This is a genomic window from Pseudarthrobacter albicanus (assembly GCF_018224015.1).
Taxonomy (GTDB): Bacteria; Actinomycetota; Actinomycetes; order Actinomycetales; family Micrococcaceae; genus Arthrobacter; species Arthrobacter albicanus.
Map to the genome: position 1 here is coordinate 1 of NZ_JAGPOT010000045.1, position 18,279 is coordinate 18,279.

An 18,279-nucleotide genomic window follows, 5' to 3' on the forward strand; every position below is an offset into this window, starting at 1 on the left:
TCCTCGGGCGCCAGCGTGACGGTGACCCCGTTGAGTTCCTCTCTGAAGCCGAGCTGGCAGGAAAGCCTTGAGCCGCATTCCTGGTAGCTTTCGGCCTCGACGAGAAGTTCCAGTTCGTCCTCGCTGCGTTCGGCCAGGGTGTCGAAGACTTCCTTCTCGAGGAAGACGTGGCATGTGGCGCAGGACGCGGTGCCGCCGCAGGAGGCCAGGACCGGCAGGTCATTGTCCCGGAGGGCCTCCATCATGGTCTGGTCCGGCTCCCATTCGAGGTCATGGCTCGCGCCGTCGCGGTCGATGACGAGGAGTTTGTTGTTGCTCATGGGAGTTCCTTTGCGTTCGGGGCTGCCGGGATCACGGCGTCAGCCAGGGCGGCGTCAGCCAAACCGGCGTCAGCCAAATCACAGTCAGCCAAAACACAGTCAGCCAGGGCGGTGCCGGGGTCGACGGCGAGCGAGGGGTCTATCCGCGCCCCCTGGGCGATCAGTTTCCTGGCCGGCCGGAAGTCGGACAGGCCTGCGATGGTGTCGACGGCGGCGAGCCGCCCGTTCCGGAGATAGACCACCGAGAACTTGCCGTCCTCCGGGGTGCCGCGGACGATGGCGTCGTCGTCGGGGTGGCGGACACCGGCGGTCTGCAGCCGGACGCCATGCTGCACGGTCCAGAACCAGGGGATTTCCGCCTCCGCGGGGGCCTGGCCGGTGATGTGTGCGGCGGCCCGGTCCGCCTGGGCCAGCGCGTTCTGGATGCATTCGAGGCGCTGGCTGGCGCCGTCGGTGGCGCTCGTGAAGCGGGTGACGTCGCCGGTGGCGTAGATTCCGGCACCGGAGGTCCGTCCGTCCCCGTCCACGAGGATCCCGTCCTGGCACTGGAGTCCGGCGCCGTCGGCCAGCTCCTGGTTGGGCACCACGCCGATCCCGGCCAGCACGACGTCGGCCGGGTGAACGGTGCCGTCGGCGGTGACGACGCGTTCGGCCCGTTCCGCTCCTTCGACGGCGGTGACCGCGGCGCCAAAGACGAAGCGGACCCCGTTCTGTTCATGGAGCTGTTCGAAGAAGCGGGACACCGGTTCCGAGGTCACGCGGCTCATCACGCGGTCCTGGAACTCGAGGACCGTGACCTCGCAACCCTTCGCGGCAGCGGCGGCCGCGACTTCCAGTCCGATGTACCCGGCCCCGATGATGACGACCCGGGCGCCGGGGACGAGGACGCGTTTGAGGTCGAGGGCATCGTCGCGGGTCCGCAGCGCCTGGACCCCGGGGAGGCCGGCGCCGGGAACGGTCAGGGCCCTGGCACGCGAACCGGTCGCGATCACGAGCCGGTGGTAGCCGTGGCGGCTGCCGTCGGACAGGAGCACCGTCCGGCCCGGCCGGTCGATGGCGTCGACGGTGAGACCGGCCAGCCGGTCAATGCGCTTGTCCTGGTAGAACTTCTCCTTGCGCAGCACGGTGGACTGGTCCGGCGCGCTGGCCTTCAGCAGTTCCTTGGACAGCGGCGGGCGTTCGTAGGGTGTCTCCTTCTCGGCCTCGAGCAGGAGAATGCCTCCCTCCCAGCCGCGGGTCCGCAGTCCCGCTGCGACGGCGACGCCGGAGTGGCCGGCACCGATGATGACGATCGGATGCTGGGCTTCCGTGGGCTGCTTCTCAGGCATTGAACTTCTCCAGTTCCACGTGCAGGTGTTCCGGTCCCGAGTTGGTCAGGTTGTTGCCGCGGACGTATTCGATCGGCTTGTCCGGGTGGAGGGTCAGGGAGCCCAGCTTGGCGGCGAGGAGTTCCACCGTGACTACAGTTTCGAGCCGGGCCAGCGGGGCGCCGAGGCAGCTGTGAACGCCGTGGCCGAAGCCGAGGTGTCCGTCGGTGTTCCGGTCGATGTCGAAGGTCTCGCCGTCGGGGTACTTGTTGCTGTCCCTGTTCGCGGCGGCGGGCAGCAGCCGGACGATGGCGCCGGCAGGAATTCCCACCCCGGCAACCTCGACTTCCTCGGTGGTTTTGCGGCTGACGCGCTGCACCGTGCCGCGGAAGCGGGCCAGTTCCTCGACGAAAAGGTTCGCGTCCGCCGGGTTCTGCCGGATCCGCTCCAGCAGTCCGGGCTGTTCGCTGAAGACGCGGAAGGCGTTGGCGAGCAGGATGGTGGTGGTGTCATGGCCGGCGACGAAAACGAAGGCGCACAGTTCCTTGGCTTCCTTCTCGCTGAGCAGGCCGTCCTTCCACATCCGGGCGATGTGGCCGCCCACGGACTCGTTTTCCTCGCGGTAGAGGCGCTCCATGTTGTCCAGCAGGTACGCGAAGAACTCGAAGGTGCTCTGTTCGTCGGTTCCCGTCCCCTGGGCGTTGCGGGCCAGCCTGCCGAAGTAGCTGAAGGTCTCGTCGGACCAGAACTTCATCTTTTCGAAGTCCGACGCCGGCACGTCGAGCAGGGCGCTGATGGTGGACATGCTCAGCGGAATGGCGTAGTCATCGACGGCGTCGCCGCCACCGGCCGCGATCATCGGGTCAAGGTACTTGTGGGCGTTTTCCCGGACCCGCTCCTCGAAGCGGGCGATCGCCTTCGGCGTGAAGGCCTGCGCGACGACCTGGCGAAGGCGGGTGTGGTTCGGGGCATCGAACAGGGTCAGGAAGGTCAGCGGCACCGGGTCCACCACCTGGGAGGAGAAGACCTTGGGGGCCCGCATGGCCTTGCGGACGTCGTCATAGCGGGAGATGAACCAGACATCCGATACCGGCGATGCGGCGCGCAGGACCGGGGCGTGTTCCCGCATCCATTCGTAGTGCGCGTACGGGTCGCCCTGCGTTCCGTCGTCGACGACCTTGAACGGCGCCATTCCCTCGGGCCAGGCCAGTTCATGGGAGTACGCGGGCAGCCCTACTGCCTGGGTCGGGCGTTCTGTGGTGGCGGCAGACATCATTGTCCTTCTTTCGGAGCACGGGGACGGTGGACAGGGATTGAGCGGAGGAGACAGATCCTCCGGCCCGGCGGGGTGGGAACTCCCGCCGGCCTGGACGGTGATCTATGTCTCAACCCAGAATGCCGGTTGCTCCCCTGCGGCCCCATAGGGCTTCCGTTCAACGGTTGTGAAAGTCCGGAGTGGGCCGTTGCGCACGTCGACGCCGGTACCGGCACGTGTCGACGCCGGTTATCGGCGGGGCACTGCCCCGGCGGCTTTGAGCGCCCGGGAGATGCCGTGGGCCGCGGTCAGCAGCGCCGGGACGGTGAAGGGCACGTCCGCTTCATCCCGCGGGACAATGGCGTTCAGGGCGGCGGCGATCGTATCCCCCGGGCCGAAGACCGGCACGGCGATCCCGGTCCATTCAGTGACGCCGATACCCGGGATGGCGACATAGCCGCGCTGCCGGATCTCCGCGAGGTGTTTCCGGATCAGCGCCGGATCCGTGATCGTGTCCGGCGCCACCTGCTCCAGGGGGCGGGAGAGAACCTGGTCCTGGAACCCGCGGGAAGAGAAGGCGAGCAGCACCAGCCCGGAGGATGCCGCATGGATCGGCATCCTCTGGGCGATGTGCGCCGCGTTCAGCCGGGAGTCCGGCGAAGACAGCCGCTCCACATAGAGCACCGTGCCGTGGTCCACCACGGCCAGCGTGGTGTGCTGGTGCACGGTGGCCTGGACGTCTTCCATATATGGCAGCGCCACTTCGCGGAGGTTCAGGGCCCTCGACCCCCGCGCGGCAAGTTCCCACATCCGCATCCCTGACCGCAGGTTCCCGTCCGGGAGCCGCTCGATCAGGCCATGCGCGACGAGGTCGTCCACCAGCCGGTGGGCGGTGGTCAGGGGGAGGTCCGCGCGCCGGGCGAGGCCGGAAAGCGTCATCGTGGGCAGGTCCCGGTCGAAGGCACTCATCAGCCGCACGACGCGGCTGATCACTGATTCACCCGTGGGGGAATTAGCCACGGTGACGCCCCCTGCGCTGCCTGCTCAGACGCCCGCCTCAGGCACCGGCCGCGCGCGTGATCCCGCGTTCGGCGGCGAGCCTGGCGACGTCGCGTCCGGCACGGTAGCCGAACACGAGGGCCGGGCCGATGTGTGAGCCGTAGCCCGGGTAGCCGCCGCCGAACACGCTGACGGCTGCCGCACCGACGGCAATCAGGCCGGGAACCGCGGCTCCCTCTTCGGTGATGACCTCGGAGCGTTCGTTGATGCCGATGCCGGCGAAGGTGCCCAGATCGCCCATCTGGATCTTCGCCGCGTAGTACGGGCCCGTGCCGACCGGGGCGAGGTTCGGGTTCGGCTTGTGCTCCATATCGCCGCGGAAGTGGTTGTACAGCGTGGAGCCGCGGCCGAAGGCCGGGTCCTCGCCGCGTTCGGCCGACGGGTTGAACCCGGCGACGGTCGCCTTAAGGCCCTCGGCGTCGATGCCGAGCTTGCCGGCGAGTTCCTCGAGGGTGTCCCCCTTGACGAGGTAGCCGGTCTTGTAGAAGTAGCCGCGCGGCATCGGCCAGGGCTTGGCATAGCCGATCCCGTACTTGTGCATCGTCCTGGCGTCGCCGATCACATACCCGAAGGTCTTGGCCTCGTCCTTGTTGTGCCCGATCATCGTCCCGCCGAAGTCGTGGTAGCTCAGGGCCTCGTTGCCGAATCGCCGGCCGTGGCGGTCGACGGCGATCAGGCCCGGAAGGCCGATGGCCCGCAGGTGCGGGAAGAGGCGCTGCTTGCCGTTGAGGTATTTGAAGACGGTCACCGGCGCCCAGGAACCCACGCTGAAGACCGAATTGTCGATGTGCCCGCCGGCGCTGATCGCCAGGTTGGCGGCGTCGCCGCCGTGGCCCAGCGTCGGGGTGAAGTGGTCGTCGCCGTCGGCGTCGTGCGGGAAGTACTGCTTCCGCAGTTCCTTGTTCCCGGAGAAACCGCCGGCGGCGAGGATGACGCCGAGGCGTGCCGTCACGGTGGCGGCATGGTCTCCCCCGATAACCGCCCCCGTGATGGTGCCGGCGTCGTCGCGGGTCAGCGACAGGGCCGGCGAGGAATTCCAGAGGCGCACACCCAGGTCGTCGGCACTCTTGACCATCCGGGTCATCAGCGCGTTGCCGTTGGAACGCAGCACGGGGCGCTGGTAGCGGGCCGCGTCGACCCACGTCCGGAGCAGCTTCCTGGCCACATAGACGAACGACTTGACCGACTGGTTGACATGGAAGAACTCGTTGATGTCCGGGCCGACCTGCGGCATGTAGCCGAAGACCGTGTAGGAGCTCATGTACGGCTGCATCAAAAGCCGCTTGTCCCCGAGCACCCGCGCGTCGACGTCCTGCGGCAGGATCGCCCGTCCCGAGAGCTTTGCCCCGGGCAGGTCCATCTTGTAGTCCGGCGACTTCTCCGGGTAGGTGAACTTCACCTCGGTCTCGTTTTCGAAGAAGGAGATGGCTTCCGGCACGGTGTCCAGGAAGTTCCGGACGCCGGCCTCGTTGAACGTCTCCGGGGCCAGGTTTTTCAGGTACGTTTCCGCTTCCTCGCGGGTATCGCCCTGCTCCACACCCTGCTTGTTGCCGGGGACCCAGGCCCAGCCGGCGGAAATCGCCGTCGTGCCGCCGAAGTACTGGTCCTTCTCGGCAACGATCACGCTCAATCCCTGCGAAGCGGCTTTCAACGCTGCGGCCATGCCGGCCACACCGGAACCGATGACGAGGACATCACAGACAGTCCCGCTCGTGGTCTTACTCATGCTTTTTGCTCCGTTCAGTCGGCCGCACGCATCAGCGCCGCAACCGGGGTGGAATGCTAAACCCCCAGTACAGCCGGTGACCGGGTCCGGCGTGAGCAGGATTACCATTGAGTGGGAATCCGGAGGAGGATGTTTGGCCAACTCTGCATCGGGCGAGTCGATCATCGGACGCTTCGTGAAAATCGTCAGCGCCTTCGATAACCGGCACAAGTCCATGAGCGTCGCCGAACTCGGCCGCCGCACGGGCCTTCCTGTCACCACCACGTACCGGCTGGTCAATGACCTGCTGCTCGAGCGCCTCCTCGAGCGCGAACCCGGCGGGGACGTGCACATCGGCACCCGGATGTGGGAGCTGGTGTCCCGCGGATCCAAGATGCTGGGCGTGCGGGAGGCCGCGCTGCCGTTCATGGAGGACGTCCAGGCCGTCGTGCAGCACTCCACCACCCTGGGCATCCTGGATTCCGATGAGGTCCTGTACATCGAGCGGATCGGCTCCGCCGGGACCATCGTGGACATCACCAAGATCGCCGGCCGCCTCCCGGTGCATGCGACATCCTCCGGCCTGGTGCTGCTGGCCAATTCCCCGGCGGCCTACCAGGAGATAATCCTGTCCCGGCCCCTGACGAAATACACGGAAACCACCCTGACCGATCCCGCCGTGCTGCGCCGCCACCTGGCCGAGATCAGGCAGCGGGGCTTCGCCGCCATGCCCGGGGTGATCGTGCCGGAATCCAGCGGCATTGCCGTGCCGGTCTTCGGTCCCGACAACACCGTCGTCGCGGCACTGAGTGTCGTGGTGCCGCGGAACGAGGACAACACTGCCGCCCGCGTGCCGGTCCTGATGGCGGCCGCCCGCGGTATCTCCAGGGCCCTGGGCTGGCGCGGCGAGCTCAAGGGCGCCCTCCGGCAGAGCCACTGAGAGTTTCTGTTCCCGTTCATCGGTAATCGTGTGTGACCGGTCACAGCTCCACTGCCACTCTGGCTAAGACGCAGCAACGGGCTGCAGGAGTCATGAGGAGCAGAGAACATGAACAACGCACACAGCCGGGTCGCCGGCAAGACCGCCGTCGTCACCGGCGGCCGGGGCGACCTCGGCAGTGCCACCGCAGCCCTGCTTGCCGAACACGGCGCAAAGGTCGCGAGTCTTGACGTGGCAGGCATTCCTGCCGCCGTCACCCACGGAAACATCAGCGAGTACGACGTCGATGTGACCAGCGAGGAGAGCGTCGCGGACGCCATCCGCCGTGTCACCGGCGACCTCGGCGCCCCCGACATCCTGGTCAACGCGGCCGGAATCATCGGCCCGGCCGGAGCCTCCCACACCGCCTCCGTCTCGGACTTCGACACGATCTTCAACGTCAACGTCAAGGGCGTCTGGCTGATGACCAAGTACGTCGTCCCCGGCATGATCGAGAAGGGCGCCGGCAGCATCGTCAACTTCTCCTCGATCCACGGAATCACGGGCGGCAGGAACGTCCCGCTCTACCACGCCACCAAGGGCGCCGTCCGGCTGCTGAGCAAATCGGATGCTGCGGCGTACGGCGCCCACGGCATCCGGGTGAACTCCATCCACCCCGGTTCCATGAACACCAGGATGAGCCGCCGCTCCGCAGAACAGTCCGACATCGGCTCCGATGAGTACTACAAGCAGCTCGTCGGCTCGAACCCGCTGCCCCGGCAGGGCGAACCGGACGAGATCGCCTACGGCGTGCTGTACCTGGCCTCGGACGAATCCCGCTTCACCACCGGCTCCGAACTCGTGATCGACGGCGGCTACACCGCCGTCTGATGCAGGCTGATCCAGCCCGCACAGCTGCAGCCGCACGGCGGACATGTCGAACGCACACTTCCTGAAAGGCAACACCTTGAAATTCGTTAATGGATCCGCATCCGGGAGCTACGACGTCGTCGTTGTCGGCTCCGGGGCAGGCGCCCTCACCGCGGCCGCCACCGCCGCGCGCGCCGGCAAGTCCGTCGTCGTCCTCGAGAAAAGCGGGCTGCTGGGCGGAACCTCGGCCGTCTCCGGCGGCATGCTGTGGGTGGCCGACAACCACCACGCCCGTGAAGCAGGAATCAGAGACTCGAAGGAAGCGGCCGCCGGATATGTGCGCGCCGTGGCCCGTGGCCGCGGCCGTGCGGAACTCCTCGACGCAGCCCTGGACTACGGGGACCAGATGCTCCGGTTCGTGGAAGAGGAATGCGGCGTCCGTTTCATCTTCCTGGACAACTTCCCGGACTACCGCCAGGACCTGCCGGGCGCCATGCAGGGCGGCCGCACGGTGGAACCCGAACTGTTCAACAGCAAGGAAGCCCTGGGCGGGCTCACTCCCCACGTCCGCACCGACGGCCGTGCCCCGTTCACCATGCAGGAATACGAGACCTGGGGCGCGTTCACCAAGTTCCCCTGGGATGATTTGAACCGGCGCCAGGCCGACGGTCTTGTGGCCAAGGGCCAGGCCCTCGTGTCCATGCTCCTGGCCAGCCTGGTCCGCGACGGCGCCGCCCTCGTCACCGGGGCACGCGGACACCGCCTCGTCACCAACGGGAGCCGGGTGGCCGGCGTCGAACTGGAAACCGGGGAGGTCATCCGGGCGAACGACGGCGTCGTGCTGGCCACCGGCGGCTTCGAATGGGACAAGGCACTCGCCGGCTCGCTGCTGGCGTCGCGGCTGTACACGATGTGCTCGCCGCCCTCGAACACCGGCGACGGGCTGCGGATGTCCCAGCGCATTGGCGGCCAGACCCGCGGCACCCGTGAAGCCTGGTGGGCCCCGATGTCCATCACCGGCGACACCCGCGACGGGCAGCCCGTGGGTACCCTGCTCCGCTTCGAGCGCCAGGGCCCGGGATCGCTGATGGTGAACCGGCACGGCCGGCGCTTCGCCAACGAATCGCAGAACTACAACGACCTGGCCCGCTCCCTGCAGTCCTGGGACTCCGCCGGGAACCAGACCCTGAACACGCCGGCCCACGTGATCGTCGACCACACCTACCTGGAGCGCTACGGCATCCTGGCCCACCGCGCCGGCCAGCCCACGCCCGGCTACCTGACTGAGGCGGCGACGCTTGAGGAGCTCGCCGCGAAGATTAATGTTCCCGCGGAGAACCTCGCCGCGACGGTGTCCCGGTTCAACGAGTTCGCGGTCAAGGGCGAGGATCCCGACTTCGGCCGCGGTGAAAGCGCGTACGACAAGTACTGGGGGGACGACGGGAACCCGTTCCCGAACCCGTCCCTGGGGCCGCTGCAGAGCGGGCCGTTCTACGCCATGGAGGTGGTCAACGGCGCGTTCGGAACCAACGGCGGCGTCGCCACTGACGGGCGCGCCCGCGTCCTGGACGTGGACAACCAGCCCATCGAAGGCCTCTACGCGGCCGGCAACACGACCGAGAACGCCTACGCCGCGGGGTACCCCGGCGCCGGCGCCACCCTCGGCCCCATCATGACCATGGGCTACCTCGCCGGACGCACCATCGCCGGCCAGGATCCGGCCTATGTCTCCGGCTCCGCGGCCGGCGCCCGGTCAGCCGAGTCAGACGCCGAACTGGTGGGTGCCTGAGATGATCCGCCACACCGTACTCTTCAAGTTCAAACCGGACTTCCCGCCCGCCGACAAGCAGGCCTGGATCGCCGGACTCAACAAAATGACCGGCAATATCCCCGGCATGGTCAACCTGACCCACGGCCCGGACGTCCTCGACACCGGGCGCTCCTTCGACTACGCCATCGTGGCGGACTTCGACAAGGTCGAGGACATCGCGGTGTACAACACGCACCCGCTGCACGAGCCGCTCAAGGCTTACTCATTCCCCAACAGCCAGCAGATCCTCTCGGTGGACTTCCACCTCCAGGCTCCGTAACCGGCTTCCACCAAGACACCGCAGTCTTAAGGAGAACCCCATGCAAAGCGCACTCAATGCCTCCGTGGCCCCGCGCAAGACTCCCGGGAAGGCAGCCCTGGCATCATTCCTGGGCAGCACCCTGGAATACTACGACTTCTTCATCTACGGAACCGCGGCCGCCCTCGTCTTCCCGCACCTGTTCTTCCCGTCCGCCGACCCCGCCATCGGCCTGATCGGCGCCTTTGCCACCTTCGGCGTCGCCTACGTGGCGCGGCCGGTCGGCGGGCTGGTCATGGGCCACTTCGGCGACAGGCTGGGCCGCAAGAAAATCCTCCTGCTCACGCTGGGCATCATGGGCCTGGCCTCACTCGGCATCGGCTTCCTGCCAAGCTACGGGCAGGTCGGTGTCTGGGCCCCGGTCCTGCTGGTGGCCGGCCGGCTGGCCCAGGGCTTCTCCGCCGGAGCCGAATCTGCCGGCGCCTCCACGCTCACCCTGGAGCACTCGCCCGAAGGCAGGCGCGGATTTTTCACCAGCTTCGTCATGACCGGCTACGCCTCCGGCATGGTCCTGGCCACTCTCGTCTTCATTCCGGTCACGGCCATGCCGCAGGAAGCCATGATGAGCTGGGGCTGGCGCATCCCGTTCTGGCTCTCCATCGTGGTCCTCGCCATCGCCTACTGGGTCCGGACCCACCTGGATGAAACCCCGGTCTTCGAGGAAGCCCAGGAGCGCCGGCAGGTCGCTCCGATGCCGGTCAAGGAAGTGCTCAAGTTCCAGGGCCCGGACGTGCTGCGCGTCGTGGGAACGTCCATCATGTCCGTGATGCAGACCATCTTCACCGTCTTCGGCCTGGCCTACGCCACGTCCACCGCAGGCTTTGACCGGGCTTCCATCCTGACCGTCAACGCCGTCGCGATCGGCCTGTCGATGTTCGCCATGCCGCTCGCCGCGAAGCTGTCGGACCGGATCGGCCGGCGTCCCGTGCTGCTGGCCTCCGCGATCGGCTGCTCCATCACGATCTTCCTGTACTTCCTGGCCCTGTCCTCGGGCAACATCATGCTCGTCTTCTTGGCCGCGTTCCTGAACATGACGGTGCTGTACTCGGGATTCAACGGCATCTGGCCCTCGTTCTTCGCCGAGCAGTTCGCCGCCCCGGTGCGCTACACCGGCATGGCGATGGGCAACCAGCTCGGTCTGGTCCTGGCCGGATTCGCCCCGTTGATCGCCGGCCTGCTGCTGGCCCCCGGTGTGACAGGCTGGATTCCCGTCGCAATCTTCGCCACGGTCTGCATGCTCATCGCAGCCGTATCGGTCTTCTACTCCCGGGAGACGTTCAAGACGCCGATCCAGGAACTGGGCGCACCGTATCTGGAAGGCACCGCCCGGCGCCGGAACCTGCTCGAAGAGCAAGAACGAGCGCAAGATCCAGAGCAAGAGCTGGCGCGGCCGGCCATCCAGCTTCCCTGAATCAGCCGGCCTATCGAAGGAGATGCACGTGTTCATGCCCAGCAGACCTCAGACCTCTTACCCTCGCCACTGGCCGATCCACGTGGCCGGCATGCAGGGGGCAGCAGTCTGCCAGCCCACGGCTGATCCTTCCGACGGCGGGGAACTGACCGCCTCGCCCTGGCTCGGCCTCCACTATGAGGCCGAAGGCGCCTGAGGCACACTGCCAAACTGCGCCAGGCTGCCCGACGGCGCCTGCCGCCCCCGACTCGCCCGGGTGCGGCCGGCGCCGTCGGCGTTTCCTCACGGCTCCGGTGCTCAGCAGCCGGTCAGATGCCGCTTGGGCCGCTCCTGCCGGTAGAGGTACCGGCCCGCTTCGCGGAACCCGGCCCGCGCGTACAGCTCCCGGGCACCGGCGCTGGAGGCCATCACCAGCAGCCAGTAGCCGGCCAGGCCGCGGACTGTGCCTGCGCGCAGCAGGGCCCCCATGACCCGGGCGGCGTAGCCCCGCCGCCGGGCATCCGGCCGGGTCGCCAGGCAGTACAGCCCGCCCCAGCCGGGCTCCATGGGGGGAAGAGCGAGCCGTGCGACGGCGGCCGGCACGCCGTCGTCGTCCCGGATCAGGGCGTACAGCGCGGGGCAGCCGGCCAGGATCCCGCGGGCGACGGCGAGCTCCGCGTCGCCGCCGCGGCCGTCGATGCTCCACCAGAGCCGCAGCCATTCCTCCGAAGGATGGTCGGAGACCTCAACGCCCCCGGCTGGTGCTTCCTCCGGAGCCGGTGCGGCGTCACGGACCAGCACCAGTGTTTCCGACTGCCGGGTGAACCCTTCCTCATCCAGGAGGGCATTCAGCGCTTCGTAGCGTGGGTCATCGAAGACCTGGAAGATCAGCGGAAGACGGCGGGTCCGGTACCAGAGCCGGGCGCCGCGCAGGGCAGCGTGCCGCCCGTGCGGGGCAGCTCCGGGCTCGTGGCGCGGCCACACCGAATTGGCGCGCTGCGTCACCCCGGAGGCGGCGCGGAGCACCCAGCCGCCGTCGTCCTGCCGCTCGGCGGCCGGCCAGGCGGCGTCCATCAGCGCCTCGAGGCCCGCTGCCGGATCCGCCATGTCATCCTTCCTTCCAACGCCGAAGGCTCCCCGGTTTCCCGGGCAGCCTCCTGGTGCCCAGCCGTGAGGGCTACTCGGCCTTCTGGACTGCCGGTTCGGCCTTCCTGGCTTCCGGTTTGAAGTCGACGCCGGCTTCCTTGCGCTGCTGGGCCGTGATCGGCGCCGGCGCCTGGGTCAGCGGGTCGTAGCCGCCGCCGGACTTCGGGAAGGCGATGACGTCGCGGATGGACTCGACACCGGCCAGCAGCGCGACCACGCGGTCCCAGCCGAAGGCGATGCCGCCGTGGGGAGGGGCGCCGAACTTGAAGCCTTCGAGGAGGAAGCCGAACTTGGTCTGGGCATCTGCCTTGTCCAGGCCCATCAGCTCGAAGACCCGCTCCTGGATCTCCCGCTCGTGGATACGGATGGAGCCGCCGCCGATTTCGTTGCCGTTGCAGACGATGTCGTAGGCGTAGGACAGCGCGGACTCGGGATCCTTGTCGAAGCTGTCCATGAACTCGGGCTTCGGCGAGGTGAACGCGTGGTGCACGGCGGTCCACTGGCCGGCGCCGACGGCGACGTCGCCGGACGCCACGGCTGCCGCAGCCGGTTCGAACATGGGCGCGTCCACGACCCACACGAAGGCCCAGTCCGCGGGGTTGATCAGGCCGGTGCGGTGGCCGATCTCGACGCGGGCGGCCCCCAGCAGGGCGCGGGAGGGGGACTTCTCGCCGGCGGCGAAGAAGATGCAGTCGCCCGGCTTGGCGCCGACGGCACCGGCCAGGCCGGCGCGCTCGGTGTCGGTCAGGTTCTTGGCCACGGGACCGGCCAGTTCGCCGTCTTCCTTGTACAGGACGTAGGCCAGGCCCTTGGCGCCGCGCTGCTTGGCCCATTCCTGCCAGGCGTCGAGGGCGCGGCGTGCCTGCGAGGCGCCGCCCGGCATGACGACGGCGCCGACGTAGGGTGCCTTGAAGACGCCGAAGTTGGTGTCCTTGAAGAATTCGGTGAGCTCGGTCAGCTCCAGGCCGAAGCGCAGGTCCGGCTTGTCCGAGCCGTAGCGGGCCATGGCGTCGGCGTAGGTGATGCGCTGGATCGGCGTCGGGATCTCGACGTCGATCAGCTTCCACAGCGCCTTGACGATGCTTTCGCCGAGGCGGATGATGTCGTCCTGCTCCACGAAGCTGGCTTCGATGTCGAGCTGGGTGAATTCCGGCTGGCGGTCGGCGCGGAAGTCCTCATCGCGGTAGCAGCGGGCGATCTGGTAGTACTTCTCGAAGCCGCCCACCTGCAGGAGCTGCTTGAACAGCTGTGGGGACTGCGGCAGCGCGTACCAGGAGCCGGGTGCGAGGCGTGCGGGAACGACGAAGTCACGGGCGCCTTCCGGCGTCGAACGCGTCAGCGTGGGGGTTTCGATTTCGACGAAACCGTCCTGGTGGAGCAGTTCGCGGGCCACCCGGTTGGCCTCGGAGCGCAGCCGCAGGTTGCGGGCGGGGCCGGGGCGGCGCAGGTCCAGGTAACGGTGCTTGAGGCGGGCTTCCTCGCCGACCTCAACGTGCTCGTCGATCTGGAACGGCAGCGGCTCGGAGGTGTTGAGGATGGTGACCTTCTCGGCCATGACCTCGATCTCGCCGGTGGCCAGCGCGGGGTTCCCGTTGCCCTCGGGGCGCCGGGAGACCGTGCCGATGACCTGCAGCACGTACTCGTTGCGCAGGCCGTGGAAGACTTCCTCTTCACGGACGACGACCTGGGCGACGCCGGAAGCGTCGCGGAGGTCAACGAATGCGACACCACCGTGGTCACGACGCCGGCCGACCCAGCCGGCGAGGGTTACGGTTTGTCCAATGTGCTCGGAGCGAAGGGATCCGAGGTCATGTGTGCGCAGCACAGCACGCCTTTCTGAAGAAGACAGAGGGAAATCAGAACTCATGTTCAATAGGATCGCTGCGGGAACGATCCCGTTCGAGTTTACCCGCTGGACAGGCCCCTCCCGCCTCCCCCGCCTCAGGCCTTCAGGACGCGGACGTGCAGGTCTTCCTCCGCGGGAGTCCAGCTGGCCGGATCGGCGTCGGTCTGCTCGCCCGAGCGGATGTCCTTGACCTGGTGCTTGCCGTCGTCGTCCGTGAACCAGACGAAGGGGATGCCCCGGCGGTCGGCGAACTTGATCTGCTTGCCGAACTTCTCCGCCTTGGCCGCGACCTCGGTGGCGATGCCCCGGCCGCGCAGCGCCGCCGCGACGTCCTGCGCGGCGCCCCAGCTGTCATCGTTGGTGAGCGCCACGAGCACGGCGGTGGGGACGGAGCGTGAGGCCGTGGCGAGGTCCTGGCTGAGGATCCGGGAGACCAGGCGGGTCACGCCGATCGAGAGTCCGACGCCGGGGAACTTGCGGCTGCCCTTGCTGGCCAGGGCGTCGTAGCGCCCGCCGGAGCAGATCGAGCCGAGCTGTTCGTGGCCCACCAGCACGGTTTCCACAACTGTTCCGGTGTAGTAGTCCAGGCCGCGGGCGATGCTCAGGTCCGCGACCACCTTGCCGGGGGCCCGTTGGACGGCCGCGGCGATGACCTGCTCCAGTTCGTTCAGGCCTTCCTCCAGCTGCCCGTTGCTGACGCCCAGGGCGCGGACCTGCGCCACGAAGGAGGTGTCCCCGGTGCGGATCGAGGCGAGCTTCAGTGCGGCCTGCGCCTGCTCGTCCGTGGCGCCCAGCTCGGACTTGAGCAGCTCGGCGACCCTGGCCGGGCCGATCTTCTCGAGCTTGTCGATGCTGCGCAGCACCCCGGCCGTGTCCGTGAGCCCGATGCCGGTATAGAACCCCTCGGCCAGTTTGCGGTTGTTGATCCGGAGCAGGAAGTCGGGGATCGGCAGGGCGTTCAGGGCTTCGGCGATCACGAGCGCAATCTCGACGTCGTAGCGGAACGGCAGTTCGCCGTCGCCGACGACGTCGATGTCCGCCTGGGTGAACTCGCGGGCGCGGCCCTCCTGCGGGCGCTCGCCGCGCCAGACTTTCTGGATCTGGTAGCGGCGGAACGGGAAGGCGAGGTAGCCCGCGTTCTCCACGACGTAGCGGGCGAACGGCACGGTGAGGTCGAAGTGCAGGGCCAGGGCGTGCGGATCGGCTTTCCCCCCCGTGCGTACATCGCCGGCCGCTTCCTCTTCGTCATCCTGGAGCCGGCTCAGCCCATAGACCTCTTTGTCGATTTCGCCCTTGCGCAGCAGCTGGCCCACCGTTTCCACGGCCCGGGTTTCGATCGAGGAGAAGCCATGGAGTTCAAAGATCCGACGCAGCGTGTCCAGCACATGCAGCTCCACCAGCCGTTCCTCGGGAAGCCACTCGGGGAATCCTGACAGTGAGGCTGTGCGTGCCATGGGGGATTTTCTCCTAAGGTAACAACGGCGGTTCCGGCTGCGTCCCGCACCGCACTCCTTCCGGCACGAAGTGTCGATAAAGAAGTGTCCGAAACGAAGCGTACGAAACGGAGACAGAACGGCGGCAGACCGGCCAGTCGTGCATAAACTGTGTGCGGCAGTCAGTTTATGCGTTCGGCGCCTGCATCTCTAATGCGGGGCCGCGCTGCGCTGCTGCCGGCAGCTATGCAGCTGTTCCGCGACGGCGCCCCCGGGCCCGCCACGGGTTCAGCCTTACAACCAGGAGGACTTTTGGCGGCCAGTTCAAGGAGCGCCCGCGACGCCAAGCGGCGCATCCAGCAGATGGAGGCAAAACGTGAGCTGCGCAAGGAGCAGGACAAACGCCGGAAGCGCGACAACGTCCTCGCCGCCGGCGCCGGCACGGCGGCCATAGCCCTCGCCCTCGTGCTCCAGCTGACGGTCTTCTCCGCCAACCCCACCGAAGAGCAATTCGCGGCCGCCCAGGCGGACCTGGCGGCCCCTTCCGCGTCGGCCACGCCGTCGGCCACCCCCGCGGCCGCCAACGGGGAGAACATCCCCAAGCCGGAAACCGCTGCGGGCAAGACGTTCACCGGCGAGCTCAGGCTGAACAGCGGGACGCTCGGCGTCGAACTGGACGGCACCAAGGCCCCGCAGGCAGCCGCCGTCTTCAAGTCCCTGGCGGACCAGAATTTCTACAACGGCGTCAGCTGCCACCGCCTGACCACGGCCGAGAACTTCGGCGTCCTGCAGTGCGGTTCCAAGGCCGGCGACGGCAGTTCCGATCCGTCCTACACCTGGGGTCCGCTGGAAAACACGCCGCCGGACAATAACTACCCGGCCGGAACCATCGCCGTCGCCAGGACCGGCGGAAACGCCAACGGCAACGGCACCCAGTTCTTCATCGTGTACAAGGACACCGTCATTCCGGCTGACGCGGCCGGCGGCTACACGGTGGTGGGCAAGGTCACGGCCGGGCTCGACGTCGTCACCGGTATCGCCGCGGCCGGCCTGAAGCCGGGCGGTAGCGCCACAGACGGCGCACCTGTGGAACCAGTCACGATAGACTCGTTCTCTCTGAAGTAACCAAACGGGGGCCCTGGTGGCCACGGTCCCGGTATTTCCCTCCAAGCGAAAGACTTCTAGCGGTGACAGACAGTCAGAAATCCGACGAAACATTGGCAGCAGCAGTTGCCAACGAGACCGAAGCCGACGTGGCGGCAGTCGAAGGCGAGGCCGCAGGCAGTGCCGCGGGCAGTGCAGCAGGCAGTGCAGCAGGCACACTTGCCGCCGCGGCGCCCACGGCGGCACCCGACGTCGCACCTGAGGGCGCACCTGCGGCCCAGGGCGGCGCCAGGGCTACGGCGGAGGCTGTGACAGCAGCGGCCGGGTCTCCCGAGCCGGCTGAACCGGCCGCAGAAGCGGCCCCCGCTCCCACGCCGGCGCCCGCCCCTGTACCGGCTCCCACTCCCGCGAGCCGCCCCGCGCCGTCACCGGCAGCCTTCGCGGCCCGGCCCAAGGCCGGCCCGTCAGCGGCCGCCCCGGCCCCGGCAACGGTGTCCTCCGCGGCCTCGCTGGCCGAAGCTGCCCGCTGGGGTCGCGTCGAAGGCGACGGCCACGTGTTCCTGACCGTTGACGGCACGGAGCACTCCGTCGGCCAGTACCCGGGCGTCAGCAATGACGAGGCCCTGGGCTACTTCGCCCGCAAGTACGACGACGTCGTCGCACAGATCGTCCTGCTCGAACAGCGCGTCAACTCCAAGGCGCCCACGACGGACATGCAGAAGACCGTCACGCACCTGCGCGAGCAGCTGGCCGAGCGGAACATAGTTGGCGATCTCCGCTCCGCTGAGGCCCGCCTCGATACGCTGGCCACGCAGGTCCGCGATCTTGAAAAAGCAGAAAAGGCCGAACACGACGCCGTCCGTGCCGCCGAACTTGCGGCCCGCGAGGCGATCGTGGCCGAGGCCGAGGAGATCGCCGGCCACGACCCGGCCCAGATCCAGTGGAAGACCTCCAGCGCCCGCATGAACGAGCTGTTCGAGAGCTGGAAGACCGCGCAGAAAAGCGGAGTCCGACTGGGCCGCAGCAACGAGGACACCCTCTGGAAGCGCTTCCGCGCCGCCCGCACGGTCTTCGACCGGCACCGCCGCGCGTATTTCTCGCAGCTGGACAGCAACAACTCGACAGCAAAGGCTGCCAAGGAGAAGCTGATCGCGGAGGCGGAGGCCCTGTCCGCCTCGACCGACTGGGGCTTCGCCGCCGGCGAGTACCGCCGCCTGATGGATGACTGGAAGGCCTCCCCCCGCGCCAGCCGCAAGGACGACGACGCCCTGTGGGCGCGTTTCCGGGCAGCCCAGGATGTCTTCTTCACCCACCGCCAGGCCGCCAACGACGAGATCGACCAGGAGTACGGTGCCAACCTGACGGTCAAGGAGGCCCTGCTGGTGGAAGCGAACGAACTGCTGCCCATCAAGGACCTCGCCGCCGCCAAGAAGGCCCTCCAGTCCATCCGCGACCGCTGGGAAGAAGCCGGGAAGGTTCCACGCGCCGACATGGGCCGGATCGAGGCCGGGCTGCGGAAGGTGGAGGACGCCGTCCGCCACGCCGAGGATGAAAACTGGAAGCGCTCGAACCCGGAGACGAAGGCCCGCACCAACAGCGCCCTGACGCAGCTGGAGTCGGCCATTGCCGGGCTCCAGGAGGACCTGGCCAAGGCCGAGAAGGCCGGCGACCAGCGCAAGATCAAGGCAGCCCAGGAAGCCCTTGAGGCACGCCAGGCCTGGCTGGAGCAGCTGGAGAAGTCGGCAAGCGAGCTCGCGTAGCGGGAAACAATCCGCAGGAACCAACAGCAGGCCCCG

16 protein-coding genes are annotated in these 18,279 nt (G+C 68.0%); 8 read left to right on the forward strand and 8 right to left on the reverse strand.

The genetic code is table 11. The annotated features are described in order from the left end of the window. The 5 genes from J9611_RS11340 to chcC2 all read right to left on the reverse strand — a co-directional run. A partial coding sequence (locus J9611_RS11340) for a 2Fe-2S iron-sulfur cluster-binding protein (protein WP_211880224.1) occupies positions 1-320 on the reverse strand: 320 nt, incomplete at its 3' end. Then, positions 317-1,648, reverse strand: coding sequence for an NAD(P)/FAD-dependent oxidoreductase (locus J9611_RS11345; protein WP_211880226.1), 1,332 nt, complete (start codon positions 1,646-1,648; stop codon positions 317-319). The genes J9611_RS11345 and J9611_RS11340, both read right to left, overlap by 4 nt. Beyond that, positions 1,641-2,903 (reverse strand): cytochrome P450, encoded by a 1,263-nt coding sequence (locus tag J9611_RS11350; protein ID WP_211880227.1) that lies wholly within the window; start codon positions 2,901-2,903, stop codon positions 1,641-1,643. The genes J9611_RS11345 and J9611_RS11350 overlap by 8 nt, the downstream gene beginning before the upstream one ends. Positions 2,904-3,131: 228 nt before the next feature. Next, complete coding sequence (locus J9611_RS22495) at positions 3,132-3,902, reverse strand: IclR family transcriptional regulator (protein WP_211880229.1); 771 nt, start codon at positions 3,900-3,902, stop codon at positions 3,132-3,134. Positions 3,903-3,939: 37 nt separating this feature from the next. Beyond that, complete coding sequence (gene chcC2, locus J9611_RS11360; RefSeq protein ID WP_211880231.1) at positions 3,940-5,667, reverse strand: 4-oxocyclohex-2-ene-1-carboxylate 5-dehydrogenase; 1,728 nt, start codon at positions 5,665-5,667, stop codon at positions 3,940-3,942. Between the two features lie 133 nt (positions 5,668-5,800). Between chcC2 and J9611_RS11365 the strand changes: the two genes are divergently transcribed. The 6 genes from J9611_RS11365 to J9611_RS11390 all read left to right on the forward strand — a co-directional run bounded on the left by J9611_RS11365 (position 5,801) and on the right by J9611_RS11390 (position 11,171). Continuing rightward, the gene (locus tag J9611_RS11365; RefSeq protein ID WP_211880233.1) at positions 5,801-6,586 is read left to right on the forward strand and encodes an IclR family transcriptional regulator; all 786 of its coding nucleotides are present in this window, start codon (positions 5,801-5,803) and stop codon (positions 6,584-6,586) included. Between the two features lie 108 nt (positions 6,587-6,694). Then, positions 6,695-7,456: an SDR family NAD(P)-dependent oxidoreductase gene (locus tag J9611_RS11370; protein WP_211880234.1), complete on the forward strand. Its 762-nt coding sequence runs from the start codon at positions 6,695-6,697 to the stop codon at positions 7,454-7,456. Positions 7,457-7,532: 76 nt separating this feature from the next. Then, positions 7,533-9,224 carry a 4-oxocyclohexanecarboxylate 2-dehydrogenase gene (chcC1, locus tag J9611_RS11375; protein WP_211880235.1) on the forward strand — a complete coding sequence of 564 codons (1,692 nt, stop codon included), beginning with the start codon at positions 7,533-7,535 and terminating at the stop codon, positions 9,222-9,224. Between the two features lies 1 nt (position 9,225). Next, on the forward strand, positions 9,226-9,525 hold the full coding sequence (locus J9611_RS11380) for a Dabb family protein (protein ID WP_211880291.1): 300 nt from the start codon (positions 9,226-9,228) through the stop codon (positions 9,523-9,525). Positions 9,526-9,565: 40 nt separating this feature from the next. After that, on the forward strand, positions 9,566-10,975 hold the full coding sequence (locus J9611_RS11385; protein WP_246527680.1) for an MFS transporter: 1,410 nt from the start codon (positions 9,566-9,568) through the stop codon (positions 10,973-10,975). Positions 10,976-11,009: 34 nt separating this feature from the next. After that, positions 11,010-11,171, forward strand: coding sequence for a hypothetical protein (locus J9611_RS11390; RefSeq protein WP_211880236.1), 162 nt, complete (start codon positions 11,010-11,012; stop codon positions 11,169-11,171). A 101-nt stretch (positions 11,172-11,272) separates the two neighbouring features. Here the strand turns inward: J9611_RS11390 and J9611_RS11395 are convergent, their stop codons facing one another. From J9611_RS11395 to hisS, 3 genes are all read right to left on the reverse strand, one after another. Further along, entirely contained in the window at positions 11,273-12,061 is a 789-nt protein-coding gene (locus tag J9611_RS11395) for a GNAT family N-acetyltransferase (RefSeq protein WP_211880237.1), read from the reverse strand. 70 nt (positions 12,062-12,131) lie between these two features. Next, positions 12,132-13,925 (reverse strand): aspartate--tRNA ligase, encoded by a 1,794-nt coding sequence (gene aspS / locus J9611_RS11400; RefSeq protein WP_211880238.1) that lies wholly within the window; start codon positions 13,923-13,925, stop codon positions 12,132-12,134. Between the two features lie 116 nt (positions 13,926-14,041). Then, positions 14,042-15,400: a histidine--tRNA ligase gene (gene hisS / locus J9611_RS11405; RefSeq protein WP_211880239.1), complete on the reverse strand. Its 1,359-nt coding sequence runs from the start codon at positions 15,398-15,400 to the stop codon at positions 14,042-14,044. A 291-nt stretch (positions 15,401-15,691) separates the two neighbouring features. Here hisS and J9611_RS11410 point away from each other — a divergent pair, with 291 nt between their 5' ends. Further along, positions 15,692-16,504, forward strand: a complete 813-nt coding sequence (locus tag J9611_RS11410) for a peptidylprolyl isomerase (protein WP_211880240.1) — start codon at positions 15,692-15,694, stop codon at positions 16,502-16,504. A gap of 62 nt (positions 16,505-16,566) precedes the next feature. Continuing rightward, the gene (locus J9611_RS11415; RefSeq protein WP_211880242.1) at positions 16,567-18,243 is read left to right on the forward strand and encodes a DUF349 domain-containing protein; all 1,677 of its coding nucleotides are present in this window, start codon (positions 16,567-16,569) and stop codon (positions 18,241-18,243) included. Positions 18,244-18,279 lie beyond the last annotated feature (36 nt).

Bases quoted from the DNA above. Each gene is read 5' to 3' on its own strand.
- J9611_RS11345 (WP_211880226.1), bottom strand. From the start codon at position 1,648: ATGCCTGAGAAGCAGCCCACGGAAGCCCAGCATCCGATCGTCATCATC.
- J9611_RS11350 (WP_211880227.1), bottom strand. From the start codon at position 2,903: ATGATGTCTGCCGCCACCACAGAACGCCCGACCCAGGCAGTAGGGCTG.
- chcC2 (WP_211880231.1), bottom strand. From the start codon at position 5,667: ATGAGTAAGACCACGAGCGGGACTGTCTGTGATGTCCTCGTCATCGGT.
- J9611_RS11370 (WP_211880234.1), top strand. From the start codon at position 6,695: ATGAACAACGCACACAGCCGGGTCGCCGGCAAGACCGCCGTCGTCACC.
- J9611_RS11380 (WP_211880291.1), top strand. From the start codon at position 9,226: ATGATCCGCCACACCGTACTCTTCAAGTTCAAACCGGACTTCCCGCCC.
- J9611_RS11385 (WP_246527680.1), top strand. From the start codon at position 9,566: ATGCAAAGCGCACTCAATGCCTCCGTGGCCCCGCGCAAGACTCCCGGG.
- J9611_RS11390 (WP_211880236.1), top strand. From the start codon at position 11,010: ATGCCCAGCAGACCTCAGACCTCTTACCCTCGCCACTGGCCGATCCAC.
- J9611_RS11395 (WP_211880237.1), bottom strand. From the start codon at position 12,061: ATGGCGGATCCGGCAGCGGGCCTCGAGGCGCTGATGGACGCCGCCTGG.
- hisS (WP_211880239.1), bottom strand. From the start codon at position 15,400: ATGGCACGCACAGCCTCACTGTCAGGATTCCCCGAGTGGCTTCCCGAG.